Origin of the sequence: Demequina zhanjiangensis (assembly GCF_030418315.1) — a bacterium.
GTDB lineage: Bacteria > Actinomycetota > Actinomycetes > Actinomycetales > Demequinaceae > Demequina > Demequina zhanjiangensis.
The window spans coordinates 25,683-43,234 of record NZ_JAUHPV010000010.1; the positions used below are offsets into that span (position 1 = coordinate 25,683).

At 70.2% G+C, this 17,552-nt stretch carries 13 protein-coding genes; 7 read left to right on the forward strand and 6 right to left on the reverse strand.

Translation table 11 applies throughout. The features are described 5' to 3' along the window. Positions 1 to 72 precede the first annotated feature (72 nt). From QQX04_RS13530 to QQX04_RS13545, 4 genes are all read left to right on the forward strand, one after another. Positions 73 to 1,044 (forward strand): AraC-like ligand-binding domain-containing protein, encoded by a 972-nt coding sequence (locus tag QQX04_RS13530; RefSeq protein ID WP_301130069.1) that lies wholly within the window; start codon positions 73 to 75, stop codon positions 1,042 to 1,044. Between the two features lie 109 nt (positions 1,045 to 1,153). Continuing rightward, positions 1,154 to 2,563, forward strand: coding sequence for an aldehyde dehydrogenase family protein (locus tag QQX04_RS13535; RefSeq protein ID WP_301130070.1), 1,410 nt, complete (start codon positions 1,154 to 1,156; stop codon positions 2,561 to 2,563). Between the two features lie 279 nt (positions 2,564 to 2,842). After that, positions 2,843 to 4,129: a multidrug effflux MFS transporter gene (locus QQX04_RS13540; RefSeq protein WP_301130072.1), complete on the forward strand. Its 1,287-nt coding sequence runs from the start codon at positions 2,843 to 2,845 to the stop codon at positions 4,127 to 4,129. A gap of 56 nt (positions 4,130 to 4,185) precedes the next feature. Continuing rightward, the gene (locus tag QQX04_RS13545) at positions 4,186 to 4,791 is read left to right on the forward strand and encodes a DJ-1/PfpI family protein (RefSeq protein WP_301130074.1); all 606 of its coding nucleotides are present in this window, start codon (positions 4,186 to 4,188) and stop codon (positions 4,789 to 4,791) included. A 24-nt stretch (positions 4,792 to 4,815) separates the two neighbouring features. Here QQX04_RS13545 and QQX04_RS13550 read toward each other — a convergent pair whose 3' ends face one another. Further along, complete coding sequence (locus QQX04_RS13550; protein ID WP_301130076.1) at positions 4,816 to 7,734, reverse strand: sigma-70 family RNA polymerase sigma factor; 2,919 nt, start codon at positions 7,732 to 7,734, stop codon at positions 4,816 to 4,818. A 187-nt stretch (positions 7,735 to 7,921) separates the two neighbouring features. On the opposite strand from QQX04_RS13550, the gene QQX04_RS13555 reads away from it, so the two are divergent. After that, on the forward strand, positions 7,922 to 8,692 hold the full coding sequence (locus tag QQX04_RS13555) for a hypothetical protein (protein ID WP_301130081.1): 771 nt from the start codon (positions 7,922 to 7,924) through the stop codon (positions 8,690 to 8,692). 196 nt (positions 8,693 to 8,888) lie between these two features. After that, the gene (locus QQX04_RS13560; protein WP_301130083.1) at positions 8,889 to 11,225 is read left to right on the forward strand and encodes a putative bifunctional diguanylate cyclase/phosphodiesterase; all 2,337 of its coding nucleotides are present in this window, start codon (positions 8,889 to 8,891) and stop codon (positions 11,223 to 11,225) included. 4 nt (positions 11,226 to 11,229) lie between these two features. On the opposite strand, the gene QQX04_RS13565 is transcribed toward QQX04_RS13560, so the two are convergent. The 4 genes from QQX04_RS13565 to dnaK form a co-directional block, all read right to left on the reverse strand. Then, complete coding sequence (locus QQX04_RS13565) at positions 11,230 to 11,643, reverse strand: heat shock protein transcriptional repressor HspR (protein WP_301130089.1); 414 nt, start codon at positions 11,641 to 11,643, stop codon at positions 11,230 to 11,232. 17 nt (positions 11,644 to 11,660) lie between these two features. Then, positions 11,661 to 12,614 (reverse strand): DnaJ C-terminal domain-containing protein, encoded by a 954-nt coding sequence (locus QQX04_RS13570; protein WP_301130091.1) that lies wholly within the window; start codon positions 12,612 to 12,614, stop codon positions 11,661 to 11,663. 31 nt (positions 12,615 to 12,645) lie between these two features. Next, positions 12,646 to 13,245 carry a nucleotide exchange factor GrpE gene (gene grpE / locus QQX04_RS13575; protein WP_301130093.1) on the reverse strand — a complete coding sequence of 200 codons (600 nt, stop codon included), beginning with the start codon at positions 13,243 to 13,245 and terminating at the stop codon, positions 12,646 to 12,648. Between the two features lie 75 nt (positions 13,246 to 13,320). Next, a complete protein-coding gene (dnaK, locus tag QQX04_RS13580) occupies positions 13,321 to 15,192 on the reverse strand; it encodes a molecular chaperone DnaK (RefSeq protein WP_301130095.1) in 1,872 nt (623 codons plus the stop codon). A 435-nt stretch (positions 15,193 to 15,627) separates the two neighbouring features. On the opposite strand from dnaK, the gene QQX04_RS13585 reads away from it, so the two are divergent. Continuing rightward, on the forward strand, positions 15,628 to 17,133 hold the full coding sequence (locus QQX04_RS13585; RefSeq protein WP_301130097.1) for a M15 family metallopeptidase: 1,506 nt from the start codon (positions 15,628 to 15,630) through the stop codon (positions 17,131 to 17,133). Between the two features lie 3 nt (positions 17,134 to 17,136). On the opposite strand, the gene QQX04_RS13590 is transcribed toward QQX04_RS13585, so the two are convergent. After that, positions 17,137 to 17,526 (reverse strand): nuclear transport factor 2 family protein, encoded by a 390-nt coding sequence (locus QQX04_RS13590; RefSeq protein ID WP_301130099.1) that lies wholly within the window; start codon positions 17,524 to 17,526, stop codon positions 17,137 to 17,139. Between the last annotated feature and the right edge of the window lie 26 nt (positions 17,527 to 17,552).

Sequence of the window (17,552 nt, forward strand, 5' to 3'; positions counted from 1 at the left end):
GGAACCTTTCGGGTTCCCAAAAGATGACAGATCATATACGATGCCCGGTATCTTCCATGAAGAGGTGGCGAGATGAGCTCAGCAACGACGCTAGCGAAGCAGGACTTCTCCGTCCGACAGGACGGCGATGCCGACGTGCCCGTGGGGTTCCCCCAGTACCGTGACGCGGTCTCGAGAGCCGTGGTGGCGCTCGACGTGCAGTCGTCGATCCCCGACACGTTCAAAGGACTGGTCAACGCCGCGACCACCGGCGACATCCACCTGCTCGACGTGGACGCCGACCAGCACTCCGTGCACCGCACGCAGGGCCTGATCGCCCGCAGCCCCAAGCACTACCTCAAGTTCAGCGTGATCGAACGAGGAAGCGGGATGGTCGTGCAGGACGGGAGGGAGACGCGCGTCGGCGCGGGCGACCTCATCGTCTATGACACGGAACGGCCCTACTCGCTTCTGTTCGACGACCACATGCGCATGTCCGTGGTCATGTTCCCCCGCGACCTGCTCGAGATCCCGCAGTCCGCGCTGGCCCAGGTGACAGCGCAGCGGCTCGGCTCCGACAGCGGTGCCGGTGCCCTCGTGGGCCGTTACATCGGCGGGCTCGCGAGAGAGCTCGGCACGCTCGAGCCCCACGCGTCCCGCCGGCTCGTGCGCGCCGCGCTCGACATGGTGGGAACCGTCATCGAGACCGCGGTCGGAACCCGCGCGAGCGACCACGGGCACGACGCGCTCATGCGCCGCATCCTGGACCACATCGACGAGAACCTCGTCTCGCCGGAGCTCACGCCCGCGTCGATCGCCTCCGTGCACTTCATCTCCCTGCGGCATCTCCACGGGCTGTTCGCCGAGCAGGGCACCACGGTCTCGACCGTCATCCGCACACGCCGCCTCGAGCGGGCCTACGACTCGCTGGTCGACCCGCGCCAGGCGGGCAGGCTCGTCTCAAGCATCGCGTTCGACGCGGGCTTCGCCGACCCGGCCCACTTCAGCCGCACCTTCCGTGCGCACTTCGGCCAGGCGCCGTCGGACGTGCGCAAGGCGGCGTGACCCGCCACGACGATCCCGGGCTGCGCGCCGTGTCATCCACCGTGCGCGTCAAGACAATGGGCCCACGCCGCCATCGGGTGGAATGGGCAGCAACATCAAGGAGGATGTGATGAGCACCACTGCCACGATCCTGGACGCCATCAGCGCGGACGCGAGCACCGGCCGGCCGATCCCCGACGCCGCCACCCGAGAGATCATCGGATACGCCCCCGAGCACACCGTCGCGGACCTCGACGCCGCCATCGCCGCCGCCAAGGCCGCGCAGCCCGCGTGGGCCGCGCTCAGCCATGAGGAGCGATCGACCATCCTGCACGCCATCGCCGACGACATCGAGGCGAATGCGGAGGAGCTCGCGCAGATCCTGTCGCGTGAGCAGGGCAAGCCGCTCGACGGCCCGAACGCGCGGTTCGAGGTGGGCGCGTGCGCGGTGTGGACCAGGAGCGCCGCCGACACCGTGCTCGAGCCCGAGGTGGTCTTCGAGGACGGCGCCGCGCGTGCAGAGATCCACTACGACGCGCTCGGCGTCGTGGGCGCGATCGGACCGTGGAACTGGCCCATGATGATCACCGTCTGGCAGGTCGCCCCATCCCTGCGGATGGGCAACGCGGTCGTCGTGAAGCCCAGCGAGTTCACCCCGCTGTCGGTCATGGCGCTCATGGAGATCTTCACGCGCCACCTTCCCGACGGGCTGCTGACCGTCATCTCCGGTGGCCGCGACGTCGGCGCCGCGATGGCCGCGCACTCGGGCCTGGACAAGATCATGTTCACGGGCTCGACGGCGACCGGTCGCAAGATCGTGGAGTCGTCGGCCCACAACCTCGCCCGCCTCACGCTCGAGCTGGGCGGCAACGACGCCGGCATCGTCCTGCCCGACACCGACATGTCCGGGATGATGGAGGACCTCTTCTGGGGCTGCTTCATCAACACCGGCCAGACCTGCGCCGCGCTCAAGCGCCTCTACGTCCACGAGTCCGTCTACGACGACGTGGTCGAGGGCCTCGCGGCGATGGCGGCGCAGATGCCCATGGGTCCTGGGCTCGCGGGCGGCAACGTGCTGGGGCCGCTGCAGAACGAGAAGCAGTTCCAGATCGTGAGCGACCTGGTGGAGGACGCCAAGTCTCGCGGCGCCCGGGTGGTCGTCGGCGGCGAGCCCGCCGCCGACCTTGGCCCGCTCTTCTACCGCGCGACCGTGGTCGCCGACATCGACGACGGCGCGCGGCTCGTCGACGAGGAGCAGTTCGGTCCCGCGATCCCTGTCATCAAGTACTCGGACGTGGACGACGCAGTGCGTCGCGCCAACGCGTCCGAGCAGGGGCTCGGCGCCTCCGTCTGGTCCAACGACCCCGATGAGGCCTTCAAGGTCGCGACCCGTCTCCAGGCCGGCACCGTGTGGGTCAACGGACATGGAGGGCTCAACCCGGCCGTCCCGTTCGGCGGCACCAAGGCCTCCGGATACGGCAAGGAGTTCGGCGCGCACGGCCTCAAGGCGGTCGCGTCCCCCAAGGTGATCTCCCGCTGAGCATCTCTCCTCACCGCGCGGCGGCCACGTGACGACGTGGCCGCCGCGTCGTGCGTCTGGCGGAGTGTGACGTGCCGCGCACCGTGGCTCTCCGCTCTGGTCGTTTCATGACACGTGGAATACACTTCCCCACGGAGTCGTTACTACCTGAGTCGCGTGCCGTCGCATGGGAGTCGAGCCGCGATCCACGACGCGATCCCCCGACGAACGGATGTGAGAGGACCGCGCCCGCGCCGCTGTGGCCACTCGAATCTCGTTCCTCTGGAGAGCACCACCCGTATGACCGCTGACCTCAACACCCGCCGTCCCGCCGTCGCCGACGCCGCACCCGCGTCGCCCGCGAGCGTGGACGTGCACCCTGGAGACGCGCTCACCAAGGGCCAACGGGGCCTCCTCATCACCCTTCTCGGCGCGGCGGTCGCCCTCGGCCCTTTCACCGTGGACATGTATCTGCCCGCGTTCCCGCAGGTCGCCGAGAGCCTCGGCACCACCGAGGCGTCCATCCAGCTCACCCTCACCGCCACGATGATCGGTTTCGGCCTGGGCCAGCTGATCATCGGACCCCTCAGCGACGCGGTCGGCCGACGCTGGCCGCTCCTGGTCGCCACCTCGGTGCACGTGCTCGCCTCGGTGAGCATCCTGTTCGCACAGAACGTCGAGGCCGTCATGATCGGCCGGGTCTTCCAGGGCCTCGGCGCCGCAGGCGCCGCCGTGGTGTCCATGGCGATCGTGCGCGACCTCTTCTCCGGTCAGAAGCTCATCCGCACCCTCGCACGCATGGCCATCATCACCGGGCTCGCCCCCGTGCTCGCGCCGATCGTCGGCGCGCAGGTGCTCCAGTTCGTCGAGTGGCGCGGCGTGTTCGCCGTGCTCGCCGCCTACGGTCTGCTCGTCACGGTGGTCGCCTCGATCCTGCTCTTCGAGACCATGCCCGCCGACCGACGCGGCCGCTTCGAGCGCCGCGTGGTCCTGAGCCGCTACCGCGTGCTCCTGCGCGACCGCACCTTCCTGGGCATCATCGCGATCGGATCGATGGCGTTCTCCGGCCTCTTCTCCTACCTCTCCTCCTCGACCTTCGTGCTCCAGGACATCTACGGACTGACCACCCAGCAGTTCGCGCTCGTCTTCGGTGCGAACGCCGTCGGACTCGTCGCCTTCAACCAGACCGGCGCGCGCCTGATGAGGCGCTATCCGCCGCGCATGGTGATGACGCTGGGGCTGTCGCTCGTGGCGCTCGGCGCCGTGTCGCTGCTGATCGTGGGCCTTTTCGACCTGGGCCTCGTGGGCGTGCTCGCGTCGCTGTTCCTCTGCGTCGCGCCGCTCGGGTTCGTCATGCCGACGGTGCAGATCCTCGCGCTCGCCGATCACCCGCGCGAGGCGGGCACCGCGGCGTCGCTCATCGGCGCCGTGAACTTCGGCATCGCCGGCGTGGTCTCCCCGGTCGCAGGCATGCTCGGCATCTCCGTCATCGCGATGGCCACGGTGATGTGCGTGACGCTTGCGATCGCGCACCTGAGCCTGTGGCTCGTGGTCCGGCCCAGCGTCAGCCACGAGGTGATGCGCTAGGCGCCAGCGCCGCTGCGCGCTTCCGTGGAACCCCGCACGGCGGCTACCGTGCTCCCATGAGAAACGTCGGCATCCTCGTCTTCGACGGCTTCGACCTCATGGACGTCGCCGGGCCCTACGAGGTGTTCCTCACCGCCTCGCGCCTGTCCGAGAGGGATGGGGGAGCGCCGCTGTACTCGATCACCATGATCGCCCCCGACGGCGCGGACGTGTCCGCGTACGGCGGTCTTGGCGTCACGGGGCTGACGTCCGCAGCGGATGCGGGAGCGGTCGACGTGCTGGTCGTCCCAGGAATCATCGACCTTGCCACGGGGCGTGCCGATCGCGTGCTCGCCGCGGCGGTGCGGACCCTCTCCGATGAGGCGACCCTCGTCACCTCCGTATGCACCGGCGCCTTCTTCCTGGCAGACGCAGGCCTCCTCACGGGCAAGAGCGCCACCACCCACTGGGAGGACGTCCCTGACCTGGCCGAGCTCGCCACCGTCGGCGAGGCGGTGCCGGGGATGAGGTGGGTCGACGCCGAGGACGTGGTGACGTCCGGCGGGCTGATCTCGGGCATGCATATGGCGCTGCACGTCGTCGCACGGCAGCACGGGGACGAGCTCGCCTCCCGGACGGCGAGGCAGATCGACCTGGACTGGAGCCCGCGCCCCGAGCGTTGAGCCGCGCACCGGGCGCGGCGAGCGTCAGCGCTCGACCGCGGTGAAGGTGACGGAGCCCAGCAGGTAGCTGTCGGCGGATCCGTGGAGGGTCAGCGTGTGAAGGCCCTCACCCACGGTCTTCTCACGGAAGCTCTTCGCGTCGACGCCGAACGAGTTCGCGTTCGCGAATCCGAAGGCGGTCGAGTCCATCGCGTTTCCCGAGTCGGCGGTCGAGACCGAGCCGTTGCGCCAGTGCAGCGGGGCGAGAGTGTCGCCGTCGATGTCGAGCTGCTCGCCGATGGTGCCGCGCTCGCCACCCCAGCCGACGACGCCCACCGTGACGTTCGCGGCACGGGGCGCGAACAGGTCGAGTCGAGCCATCGTGCCCGGGACTACCCACTGGGTGCCGTCGTACACGGCGACGGACGCCTCGGGCAGCGAGTCGTCCGAGTAGACGACCGTGAGAGTGAACCCTGCGTAGTAGTCGCGGACGGCCGCCGGGTCGTGCGGGTCGTTGGCGAGCGCCACGTCGGCGAGACCGTAGGTGCCGGCCCCGGCGGCCGCGACGAGGTCCGTGATGTCGAGGCGCGCCTGGTAGACGGCGCGGCCGTCGGCGTCGGTGCTCACATCCACGTCGTCCGCAGTGATGTCAAGCAGCTCGGTCGCGCCCGGGACGTGGAGCTTCGCGGCTGCCGTGTCCGAATCGAAGGTCGAATCGTGCACCGAGCTGCTGGCCGCCCACTCGAGCATCGCGTACTCGACCGTCGCGCCTGCCGGGAGGTCGAGCTCGGTCACGTTCGACGCGTCGCGGCCCGCGAGCCCGTCCGCGGGAACCAGGTCGTAGTAGCGGCCGTTGAGGGACGGCATCGAGGCGTTGCCGTTGAAGTCGGCGGCGTGACCGCACGAGTGGTCGCCGGTGCGGCACTCGAGGAGGCTTGCGCCCACCTGGGTCGCGGCGACCTGTCCGGACGTCCAGTAGGCGGGCACCAGCAGGGACGACGCGGAGGACAGTCCGGTGCGGACGGTGTACTCGAACGTGTCGTCACCCGCGGAGACCCGGAACGACGTCGTCGCGTCGGACGCGAGTGCGCCTCGAATGTCCACGTCGAGGTCGAGCGTGGTCGACTCGCCGGAGCCCAGGCTCGCCAGATCGCATGAGGCGGTGGACCTGTCGTCGGAGAGGGTGCACTCCCACCCGCCGACGGTGAAGGTGCCTTCCGCGGCGAACGTCAGGTAGTCGCCGAGCAGGTCGGACTGCAGGAGCGAGAAGCCCATGCCGCCCGCGTCCGGAGTGGAGAACGTCAGGCCGTCCGGAAGGGTGATCTCCGCGGTCACATCCTCGGCCGCGCCCTCACCGTCGTTGTCCACGGTCACGGGAACGGACGGGGCGCTCGACGAGATCGACAGGAAGCCCAGCGGCGCCTGCTGGATCGACAGGCTCGCCAGCGCGACCGGCGGCTCGGTGGGCGGCGGAGGCGGGGGAGTGGTCGGAGGCGTCGTCGGCTTGATGGTGGTGGGAGGCGTCGTCGGCTCGGGCTCGGGCTCGGGCGTGTCCTCGGAGGTGGGCTCCTGGGGAGCCTCCGTCTCGTTCGGCGCCGCCGCGTCGTCCGACGAGGTCGAGTCGTCGTCAGAGGTCTGGGAGGCGGGCTCGAGCTCGATCACCGGAGCCGCCTCGGCGGTACCGCTGCTCTCCGGCTCCTCCTCCGCGTCGGGGGCCACGCTCGCCTCGGGCGACGCCTCGGCCGGCGTGCTCGCGCCAGCGGCGGGGCTCTCCGCCGAGGCCGTGGCCGCGGTCTCCGACGGGACGGGCGCTGCCGCCGGCTCGTCTCCGGGGCCGAAGAGGCCCAGATAGGAGGCTCCCGTCGCGGCCAGCGCGACCACGCCGACCGTCGCAGCGATCGGCAACGCAAGGGACGCGGCCGTGCCGAGGAAGCCTGCGACGGTGCCTGCCGTCGCCGCGGTGCCCGCCGCGCCCGCCGAGGCGAGCCCGCCGGCGCCTGCGGCACCCGCCGCGACACCGCCCACGGAGGTGGCCGACGTGGCGGTCGCTCCGCCGGATGCGGCACCGGCACCCGTGCCGGAAGCTCCTGCTCCGCCCGCGGCGCCGCTGCCGGATGCGGCACCCGCGGCCCCAGCACCGAGCGCGCCGCCGATCGGAAGTCCCCCCTCGAGCGCCCCCACTCCGAGGACGCCCATCACTAGAGGGGCGATGATCCCCCGCATGCCTCGATTGACGTCCTCGAGCTCGGCGACCAGTGCGGTGCATCGTTCGCACGACTGCACGTGGACGTCCACACGCGACGTCTCTCGCTTGCTCAGCCCGCCGCGCACGTACGCGCCCAGCTGGGTGTTCGCCTCAAGGCAGTCCACCTGGTCCGACGTGGCCAGGTGCTGCTGCAGGTAGGCCTGGCGGAGAGCCTCGCGCGCACGGTAGGCGAGCGCCGCGACGCCGTTCGCGCTCAGACCGAGCAGCGGGGCGATCTCCTTCGGGCTCTTCTTCTCGACCTCGGTGTACCAGAGGACGGCCTGCCAGCGCTCAGGCAGCGAACGGAAGGCGTCCGCGACGAGTCCCTGCTCGAAGCCCTCTATCGCAGGCTCTTCGGACGAGGCGCCGTAGCCGAGCGCGGCCTCGTACTCGCCCATGTCCTCGCGGGGACGCGTGCGTGCGCCGCGATTGATGACGTCCATGCCTGTGCGGCGGACGATCGTGAAGAGATAGGCGCGGAAGGCGAGGTCGGGGCCATCGCCACGCTGCAGCGCCCGCAGCACGCGCGAGAAGGACTCGGACACGACGTCGTCGATGTCGGCTGCAGTGTTCGTGTACTGCGCGGCGACCTTGCGGGCCGCGTCGACGTGGCGCTCGTAGAGCACGCCGAAGGCCGCCGCATCGCCGGCGCGCACGCCCGCGATGAGCTCGGGATCGCTGGACGAATCCGTCCACAGTGCGATGGCCTCGTGACTCATGGCTTCCTTCGTCGCCGCCGCAGGGGTTCGGCGGGTGCCGCTATTTTCTCGTGTACGCGAAGGAACATTCAAGGCCACGGCGTGAGCAATTGGTCACAGATGGATAAACCGGACACCGGCGCGACTCGCCGAAGAAATTCTTCGAAGAACCGCGTCATAGGTGTCATGGCCGCCCGTCTCATCTGGCATGAGCAGCGATGTGAACGTCTCGAGGACCGCCGTCGGCTCGCTCCTGCGCACGTGGGAGTCGGCCTCGGTGGACTCGGTGTGGCTGCGCCCCGGCGACTGGTACACGCCCGCCGCCGAGGCCCTGGTCGAGGCGCTTGAGGCGCGACTCGACACCGCCCCCGCCGCGTATCGGCTGGGCCAGGCCCGCGCCGCCGCCGGCGTCGGCATCACCGAGGCGATCGACGACATGGCCGTCCTGTTCCGCTCGGCCGGTTACGAGTCGGCGCCGATCCGCTCGATCCGTTCGCTCTGTGAGGGGTGGACCGAGGGAGACGCCACCGCGCAGGTGTCCACGCAGATGCACGACCCCGAGTCGGGCCTCGGCACCCCCGAGTACATGGTGCAGCGCCTCGCGGAGGTCTACGGAGCCGCGGAGCGCACCGGGCTCAAGGTGATCGACACTCACGCGCTCGTGATGGTGGACGTCTCCGTCGAGGACAACGACCCCTGGCAGCGCATGGCACGCAACGCCGCCGTCGGCCAGGCGCTCACCGGCGCCTACGGCGCGGGGCACCCGATGGCCCGCATGGGCGACGGGCTCTACGCCGTGCTCGTCGAGCGTGGCGCCGGCCTGGGCATCGGCATCGCCGAGCTCCGGGACCACATCGGCGCGAAGGCGGTCGCGATGCGCGTCGCGAACCTCGTGCGCCAGCCTCCGCGCGTGTGGATCGAGTCGCTCCCGGGCACGCACCGGTACGCGAGCGAGCTCCTGGAGTCCCTCCAGCGCTAGCGCGACACACAGTCTTGCGGCGCGTGACGAGCTGAGGGCGTCACGCGCCGCATCTTTCTCTCCGACGCCCCGTCTGCATGCTGCAGGCGGGGCGTCGTCGTGCGCGGCGCGACCGGCCCCTCCCGCCTTGAATCTCTCGCGCTCACGCGTGCGCGCCGACGCTCAACGACGGCCTCCTCGGGTCGATAGGAACCTCATGGATGGACGTGTCAGCCCGGTGGGCGGTGACCTCGCGGGCGCAGGCGCTCGTCAGGTGCCGCTCATCGTCATGCTCACGTTGTCCGCGCTGATCGTCGCGTGGGTCGCGCTGGAGGTATGGCTGGTGGCCCTCGGCCCGGGCGACCATCCGCACCGCGACATGACCCTCTACCTCTCGATCGTCGGCGGCGCCGCGGTGCTGACGTTCATGCGAGGCTGCTGCCGCCGCAGCGGCGACAGGTCCGTCTGGTTCCTCCTCGGCACCGCGCTCATCCTGGCGACGCTCGGCGACTTCATCTACACGCAGGTCGTGTCCGGCCGGGAGCCGGAACCCTTCCCGTCGATCGCCGATCCGTTCTATCTGGGCTACTACCCGTTCGCGATCGCGGGGGTCGTCGTCTTCGTGCGCGCGAGGGCAAGGCAGATTCCCGGCGCCGTCTGGCTCGACGGGATCATGCTCGCGCTCGCGACGGCGGGCCTCGTGGGAGCGGTCTTCCTCGCACCCCTCACCGACACCCTCACGGGCGGCACCGCCGCGATCCTCGTCGGCGTCGCCTACCCGGTGGGCGACACGATCGTCATGCTCATCGCCGGTGTCGGCATCGCGCTCGTCGGCATCAGGCGGGCGGAGGCGCTCGTCCTCATCGGAGCCTCCATGGTGGTCTCCGCGCTCGCGGACCTCCTCTACTGGAACCTCCTCGCGACCGACTCCTACGACGAGGGCACCTGGATGGACGGCCTCTGGCCCCTCAGCGCGCTCCTGCTCGCCGCAGCGGCGTGGATCCCCGCCGCCTCAAGGCAGACGGCGGCCTCGGGATCGCGGGGCCTCATGGTCGTGCCGGGCGCCACGCTCATCGCCGCCACCGCCACGCTCGTCATCGGCACCGCCGTCCCCATCCCCGTTCTCACGATCGGCATGGCGATCGCCGCGATGGGCGGCGTGCTCGTCAGGCTGAACGCCACGGTGCGGTCGACCCTCCAGCTGATGGACGCGCGGCGTGAGGCGACGACGGACGACCTCACCGGGCTGCTCAATCGTCGCGGCTTCGCGATCGAGGGGGCGCAGCTGCTGCTCGAGGTGGAGACCGACGGCAGAGCAGCGCTGCTCCACGCCGACCTGGACGGGTTCAAGGAGGTGAACGACAGCCTGGGCCATGAGGCGGGAGACCAGGTGCTGCGCGCCGTCACCGAACGACTCACCCTCGCTGTCGCCGGAGTGGACCCGCTTCTGGGCAGGCTCGGCGGCGACGAGTTCGCGGTGCTCGTGCCGCAGCTCGACGGCTCCGACGCGGCCCTGCTCGCGCACAGGATGAGGGCTGCGCTCGAGAAGCCGTTCGAGGTGCACGGCACCGCGGTCGCGCTGGGTGTCAGCGTCGGCATCGCGGCGGCTCCTGACGATGGGGCCGACCTTCCCGTCCTTCTTCGACGCGCTGACATCGCGATGTACCGCGCGAAGGTCGACGGCCTGGGCGTCGCGGTCTTCGACCCTGAGGTGGACATGGCGGGCGAGGACCACCTGCAGCGGGTCGCGGAGCTGCGCGAGGGGATCCGCGCCGGCGAGCTGGTGCTGCACTTCCAGCCGAAGATCTCGCTCGCGACCGGCGACCTCGAAGGGGTCGAGGCTCTGGTCCGCTGGGACCGCCCGGGGATCGGTGTCGTCCCTCCGTACGGGTTCCTGCCGCTCGCCACGCGTGCAGGTCTCATGGGGGAGGTGACGGTCGCAGTCCTCGATGCGGCGGCGGCCCAGGCGGCACGCTGGCGGGCGATCGGCATCGACCTGCCCATCGCCGTGAACATCCCCGCCATGACGTTCCGCAACGACCGGCTGCCGGTGCTCATGGAGGGACTGCTGTCGTCCTACGGGCTCCCGGGCTCCGCGATCCAGGTGGAGATCACCGAGGAGGCGCTGCTCAAGGACCGGGATCGAGCGCGTACAGTCCTGACGGCCCTGCGCGCGATGGGCGTGCGGTCGGCGATCGACGACTACGGCACCGGCTACTCGTCGCTGGTCTATCTGCAGGAGCTCGACGTGGACGAGGTGAAGATCGACAGGTCCTTCGTGCTGCCGCTGCTCCAGGACGAGCGCTCCGCCTCGATCGTGCGCTCCACGATCGACCTGGTCCACGCGCTCGGCCTGCGGGTGGTCGCGGAGGGGATCGAGGAGTCTCGCGTGGCGGATGCGCTCACGGCGCTCGGATGCGATGCCGCGCAGGGTTTCCACTGGACGCGGCCGCTGCCGGCGGCCGACTTCGAGTCCTGGTTCGGCACCTACCGCACCATCGCCACGATGGCGACGATGCGAGTGGCCGACGAAGAGGTCGTGCCTGGATCCTGACCCGTCAGTGGTCGTGGCGATGCCACAGGACGAGGGAGCGGCCCTCGTCGCGTCGCGCACGCTTGCCGCGCTCCACGATGACGACGTTGCCGCTCGGGCCCGTGGTGAACACCCGGGAGCCGACATCGGCCCTGGGGCGAAGACGCTCGACCTCCTTCTCGAGCCGCTGCACCTCGTGAGCAAGGTGGAGGATGCGCTTGATGCCTGCAAGGTTGATGCCCTCGTCCTGGCTCATGCGCTGGATCTCGCGCAGCGTCGCGACGTCCCGAAGCGAGTATCGCCGGCCTCCTCCTGGCCGGCGCTGAGGCACGACGAGGCCGAGCCTGTCGTACTGGCGCAGGGTCTGGGGGTGCATGCCCGCGAGCTCCGCGGCGGCGGAGATCAGGAAGACTGGCTCGTCGACGTCCGGCTGCTCCACGGTCACCCTCCTTGAGGTCAGATCTCTGCGTCCCTGTACAGATCCTTGCGCGGGTCGTCCTTCGCCGTCTCGATCGCGAACTTCTGCAGCAGCTCCTTCGCGACCTTCGACAGCTTGGACGGCGCCGCGATCTCGACGGTCGCGAGCAGGTCGCCTGCGCCGTCCTTCGTCTGGAGCCCACGGCCCTTGACGCGCAGCGTGGTGCCTGACGAGGTGCCTGCGGGGACCTTGACCTTGACGCGCTGGCCGTCGAGCGTGGGGACCTCGACGGCGGAGCCCAGCACCGCCTCGTCGTACGAGATGGGCAGGCGCACCTTCAGGTTCTTGCCGTCCATGCTGAACACGGGGTGCTTCGCCACGTGCACGGTGAGCAGGAGGTCGCCGTTCGGGCCGCCGTTCGCGCCGGGCCTGCCCTTGCCGCGCAGGCGGATCTTCTGGCCGTCCTTGACGCCGACAGGAAGCCGAGTCGAGACCGAGCCGGTGTCCATGCGGAGCGACACCGTCGCGCCCTCGGCGGCCTGCCGGAAGGTGACCTCGGTGGCAGCCGCCACGTCGTTGCCCTGCTGGGGCCCGCGCCGGCCGCCCCCGAAGAGGTTGCCGAGCAGGTCCTCGAAGCCCTGCGCGCGGTACTGGCCGCCACCGGGTGCGCCCCCGGGAGCGCCGCCGCCGAACATGCCGGAGAACATGTCCTCGTAGCCGCCGCCTCCCGGGCCGCCCGCGGTGAAGCGTGCCCCGCCGCCCATGGCGCGGACGGCGTCGTACTGCTTGCGCTGCTCGGCGTCGGCGAGCACCGCGTAGGCCTCGCCGACCTCCTTGAAGCGCTGCTCGGCTGCGGCGTCACCAGGGTTGCGGTCCGGGTGGAGGTCCTTCGCGAGCTTGCGGTAGGCCTTCTTGACCTCGTCGGCGGAGGCATCCTTGGTCACGCCGAGCACCTTGTAGAAGTCCTTGCTGAACCAGTCCTGACTCGTCATGCCTTGCCTCCTTCCTGGGGTCGTGCGGTCTCTACTGCTGGTCCTCGGGCTGGGCGACGATCACCCGCGCGGGGCGGACGACGCGATCGCCGATGCGGTGGCCCGGCTGCGCGACCTGCTGGATCGTCGGCTCGGTCACCTCGCTGCTGGGCTGCGACATCAGCGCCTCGTGGTGCAGCGGGTCGAAGAGCTCGCCCGCCGCGCCGAAGCTGGACCAGCCCAGGCGACCGAGCGCGGTCTCGAGCTTCTCCGCGATCGATGCGAACGGGCCGTCGGCCAGGTCGCCGTGCTCGCGCGCCGCCGCGATGTCGTCGAGCGCGGGGATGAGCGCCTCGATCGCCTTCGCGGTCGCGTTGGTGGCGATCAGCTCGCGGTCGCGGTCCACGCGCTTGCGATAGTTCACGTACTCCGCCTGGAGACGCTGGAGGTCGGCAAGGTGCTCGGCCGCCTTGGCCTGGGCCGCGTCGAGCGCGTCGTCTGCGCCCGCCTCGTCGGCCTGGAGGTCGTCCCTGCCGTCGGCGTCCTCGTCGAGGAAGGTGCTTTCCGGGACGCTCTCCGCGGCGTCGTTGAGGATCCTCTCGGCCTGGGCCAGCGGGTCCTCCGACTCGGGGTTCTTGTTCTCGTCGGTCATGGGTCCTCCTTCAGGACGTGGGGGAAGCGCGGACGGCGGGCGCCCGGGCATGGTGCCGGGCGCCCGCCTGAACCGCTACTTCTTGTCGTCCTCGTCGTCGACGATCTCTGCGTCGACCACGTCGTCGTCGGCGGTCGGCTGGCCCGACGCGGCGGAGGCGGCGGAGTCGGCGTCCACGTTCACGCCTGCGGCCTGGTCGGCGGCGTAGACGGCCTCGCCGATCTTCTGCGCCTTCTCCACGAGGGTCTCGTGCTTGGCCTTGATGTCCTCGACGTCCTCGCCCTCGAGCGCGGTCTTCACGTCCGCGATCGCAGCCTTGACGTCGTCGGCGACCTCCGACGGCACCTTGTCCTCGTTCTCGGCCAGGATCTTCTCGGTCGAGTAGGCGAAGGTCTCCGCGTTGTTGCGGGTCTCGGCGTCCTCGCGGCGCTTCTTGTCCTCCTCCGCGTGCTCCTCGGCGTCCTTGACCATGCGGTCGATGTCGTCCTTGGACAGCGCCGAGCCGCCGGTCACCGTGATGGACTGCTCCTTGCCGGTGCCGCGGTCCTTCGCGGAGACGTGGACGATGCCGTTCGCGTCGATGTCGAAGGTGACCTCGATCTGCGGCATGCCACGAGGCGCCGGGGCGATGCCGGACAGCTCGAAGGTACCGAGCAGCTTGTTGTCGCGGGCGAACTGACGCTCACCCTGGTAGACCTGCACCAGCACGGAGGGCTGGTTGTCCTCGGCGGTCGAGAAGACCTCGGAGGACTTGGTCGGGATCGCGGTGTTGCGCTCGATCAGGGAGGTCATGACGCCGCCCTTGGTCTCGATGCCGAGGCTCAGCGGGGTGACGTCGATGAGCAGCACGTCCTTGCGCTCGCCGGAGATCACGCCGGCCTGGAGGGCGGCGCCGACGGCGACGACCTCGTCAGGGTTCACGCCCTTGTTGGGCTCCTGGCCACCGGTCAGCTCCTTCACGACCTCGGTGACGGCGGGCATGCGGGTCGAGCCGCCCACGAGGACCACGTGGTCGATGTCGGAGAGCTTGATGCCCGCGTCCTTGATGACCTGGTGGAACGGCGCCTTGGTGCGCTCGAGCAGGTCCTGCGTCATCTGCTCGAACTGCGCGCGGGTCAGGCGGGTGTCCAGGTGGACGGGGCCGTTCTCACCGATCGACAGGTACTGGAGGGAGATCTGCGTGGACTGGGCCGACGACAGCTCCTTCTTCGCCTGCTCCGCGGCCTCGCGGAGGCGCTGCAGCGCGGCCTTGTCCTTGGCGAGGTCCACGCCCTCGGTGTTCTTGACCTCCTTGACCAGGTGGTCGACGATGCGCTGGTCCCAGTCGTCGCCGCCGAGGCGGTTGTCGCCTGCCGTGGCCTTCACCTGGATGGTCGAGAACGCGTCCTCGTCCTTGCCGACCTCGAGCAGGGAGACGTCGAAGGTGCCTCCACCGAGGTCGAAGACGAGGATGAGCTCGTCCTCCTTGCCCTTGTCGAGGCCGTACGCGAGGGCCGCGGCGGTGGGCTCGTTGACGATGCGCTGGACCTTGAGCCCGGCGATCTCGCCGGCGTCCTTGGTGGCCTGACGCTCGGCGTCGTTGAAGTACGCGGGGACGGTGATGACGGCCTCGGTGACCTTCTCGCCCAGGTACTCCTCGGCGTCGCGCTTGAGCTTGCCGAGGATGCGCGCGGAGATCTCCTGCGCGGTGTACTTCTTGTCGTCGATCTCCTGCGACCAGTCGGTGCCCATGTGGCGCTTCACCGAGGAGATGGTGCGGTCGACGTTGGTGACGGCCTGACGCTTGGCGATCGCGCCGACGAGGACCTCGCCGGTCTTCGAGAACGCGACCACCGACGGGGTGGTGCGGGCGCCCTCGGCGTTCGCGATGACGGTGGGCTCGCCGCCCTCGAGGACGGCGACGCACGAGTTGGTGGTTCCCAGGTCGATTCCCACTGCACGGGACATGTGTGTACCTCCATTTGCGGCCGGGTGCCGCGACGTTCGAATGCTCGCTCGATAGTTGAGCGACCTGCACTCAAGTTATCCACAGCCGGGGTGCCTGTCAAGCCGAGCGGGCCGAAGTTGAGTCGACTCTGCTCAAGTTCTCAGGTGCACTGCGAATCCTTGGCGCAGCGGGCGCTCGCGTGGCGGCGACATATCGCAGAAATCCACCTGTGATAAGGGCAACACGCGCTTGGGGCACGAATCGTGACCTGCGATCGTTGGAAGGGCAGTCGCAATGCGGATGCCAGGTCTCCTGATCGCATCCGCATCGCCACGCTGAGGGACGGTCTCCGGTCGCTCCGCCATCCAGGCGGGGCCGGCCCGCACGCCCCTCGGCGTTTCCCCGTCGAGATATGGAGTGCCCCGGTCCGGCCATCCGGACGTCCCCCCCTGCCTATGAAGTTCACCACGTCACGTCTCCGCTACCTCGCGGCCGCGTCCATCGTCGCCTCTGTGGGCGCAGGAGCAGGCGCCGCAGGCGCTCACGCCGCCACCGTCGAGGTCGCCCTCCACCAGGCCCGTGAGGCCGCACGCGCAGTCGAGGACAAGCGCGACGGACTCGCGGCCTCCATCGAGCGCGCGCAGTCCGCCACCATCGTCGCCGAGGCGCACCTCGGTGAGGACTCGGTGTCCACCGCGGTCGGCCAGCTCGACAGCACCATCACCGCCGCCGCCTCCACTGCGGAGAGCCTCGATGTGGTCGTCGACATCCCTGAGATCGTCGCCACGCCGCCGCTCGTGGAGCCGACTGCAGAGGCTCCCTCTCCGCTGAGCGTCGACCCCTCGGCCGAGGAGGCCGCCGACGGCGACCCGGGTGACCAGGAGGAGACGGCCGAGGAGCCGGTCATCCAGAACGAGGAGGTCCAGAAGGTCCTCGACCGCGAGCCCGTCGGCCTCGATGCCGTCCGCGCCGCCACCGAGGAGCTCGAGGCGACCGCAGCAGCGCTCGACGAGGCCGCCGCAGAGGTGCATCGCGCCGCGAAGGACGTCGATGACGCCACCGCCCGTGCCGTGCTCGCCGACACCGTCGACACCCTTCACGCCGACGTCATCGCCGCGAACTCCCAGCTCGCCGACACCTTCGACAGCCTCGCGACCGTGGGGGACAGGGTCATGGACCCGCTCACCATCGAGTCCGCGACCGACGCCCGCGACAATCTCAAGGCCGCCCTCGCGTCGAGCGTCGAGCTCGATGACCTGCGATCCGTCCGGACGCTCGTGTCCCAGATCAGCGACGCCAAGGCAGGGCTCGACGACGCCATGATCGGCGTCGGCATGTCCCACCTCGAGTGGGTCGACGCCGAGAACGAGCGCATCGACGCCGAGAACGCGGAGATCACCCAGGCGTACAGGGTCGCGAAGGCCGAGGCCGCCGACGAGCTCACCTCCGCCTATCGCGCCGCGGTCGCCTCCCGGCAGAACGGCTGGAGCGGCGCGCCCCCCGGCGTCTCCTACTCGAACGGCCGCCTCCCGTCCTCCGCGCTGACCGCGATCCCGTTCGCGCCGAGCCACATGCTGCACCGCGACGCGGTCCGCTCGCTCGTGGCGGCGAACGCCGCCTACCGCGCCGAGACCGGCCGGAACCTGAGCTTCACCGACTCGTACCGGTCCTACTCCGCCCAGGTCGCCGCACGGGCGGCCAAGCCCACCACCACCGCGGCGCCCGGCACCTCCAACCACGGCTGGGGCATGGCGATCGACTTCGACTACGACTCCGCGAGGTGGATGGCGGCGAACGGCGCGGACTACGGCTGGGTCCACCCGCGCTGGGCACGGCCGGGAGGCTCCAAGCCCGAGTGGTGGCACCTCGAGTTCGTGGCGCCCGGCGTGAGCGGGACGATCAGCGTCGACGAGCCGGAGCTCGTCGCCAATGTGAAGAGCCTGCTCCCCGAGACCAAGTGATGGTCACGCCGCCGGCCAGCGCTCCACGAGGTGCCGGCGGTGCGTGGGCGCCGGATAGTCGTCCGGCCAGTACTCGTGCATGCGCACGATCCGTCCTGCGTCGACCGTGAAGAACGTGATCACGCGCGCGTTCGTGCGGCCATCGCTGACACGCGTGTCCGTGACCACCGCGCCGCCGTCCACCGCGGCACGCTCCACTTCGAACGTCCAGCGCGCGCCGGCCGGGTAGTCGGCGTTGATCAGCCGGAACGCCTCGGGGCCACGGATCAGCTCATGCGACTGGGGCCACACGCAGGTGAAGTCGTCGTGCAGCAGCTCGCTGATCTTCGCGAACTGGTTCTGCCGCATCAGCTCCCAGTAGCGCGCCACCACCTCGGCCGGTCCGTTCCTCATGCGGTCAGGCTAGTGAGCGCGGCGGC

Bases quoted from the DNA above. Each gene is read 5' to 3' on its own strand.
- QQX04_RS13545 (WP_301130074.1), top strand. From the start codon at position 4,186: ATGAGAAACGTCGGCATCCTCGTCTTCGACGGCTTCGACCTCATGGAC.
- QQX04_RS13590 (WP_301130099.1), bottom strand. From the start codon at position 17,526: ATGAGGAACGGACCGGCCGAGGTGGTGGCGCGCTACTGGGAGCTGATG.
- QQX04_RS13555 (WP_301130081.1), top strand. From the start codon at position 7,922: ATGAGCAGCGATGTGAACGTCTCGAGGACCGCCGTCGGCTCGCTCCTG.
- QQX04_RS13540 (WP_301130072.1), top strand. From the start codon at position 2,843: ATGACCGCTGACCTCAACACCCGCCGTCCCGCCGTCGCCGACGCCGCA.
- grpE (WP_301130093.1), bottom strand. From the start codon at position 13,245: ATGACCGACGAGAACAAGAACCCCGAGTCGGAGGACCCGCTGGCCCAG.
- QQX04_RS13530 (WP_301130069.1), top strand. From the start codon at position 73: ATGAGCTCAGCAACGACGCTAGCGAAGCAGGACTTCTCCGTCCGACAG.
- QQX04_RS13570 (WP_301130091.1), bottom strand. From the start codon at position 12,614: ATGACGAGTCAGGACTGGTTCAGCAAGGACTTCTACAAGGTGCTCGGC.
- QQX04_RS13535 (WP_301130070.1), top strand. From the start codon at position 1,154: ATGAGCACCACTGCCACGATCCTGGACGCCATCAGCGCGGACGCGAGC.
- QQX04_RS13550 (WP_301130076.1), bottom strand. From the start codon at position 7,734: ATGAGTCACGAGGCCATCGCACTGTGGACGGATTCGTCCAGCGATCCC.
- QQX04_RS13560 (WP_301130083.1), top strand. From the start codon at position 8,889: ATGGATGGACGTGTCAGCCCGGTGGGCGGTGACCTCGCGGGCGCAGGC.
- QQX04_RS13585 (WP_301130097.1), top strand. From the start codon at position 15,628: ATGAAGTTCACCACGTCACGTCTCCGCTACCTCGCGGCCGCGTCCATC.
- dnaK (WP_301130095.1), bottom strand. From the start codon at position 15,192: ATGTCCCGTGCAGTGGGAATCGACCTGGGAACCACCAACTCGTGCGTC.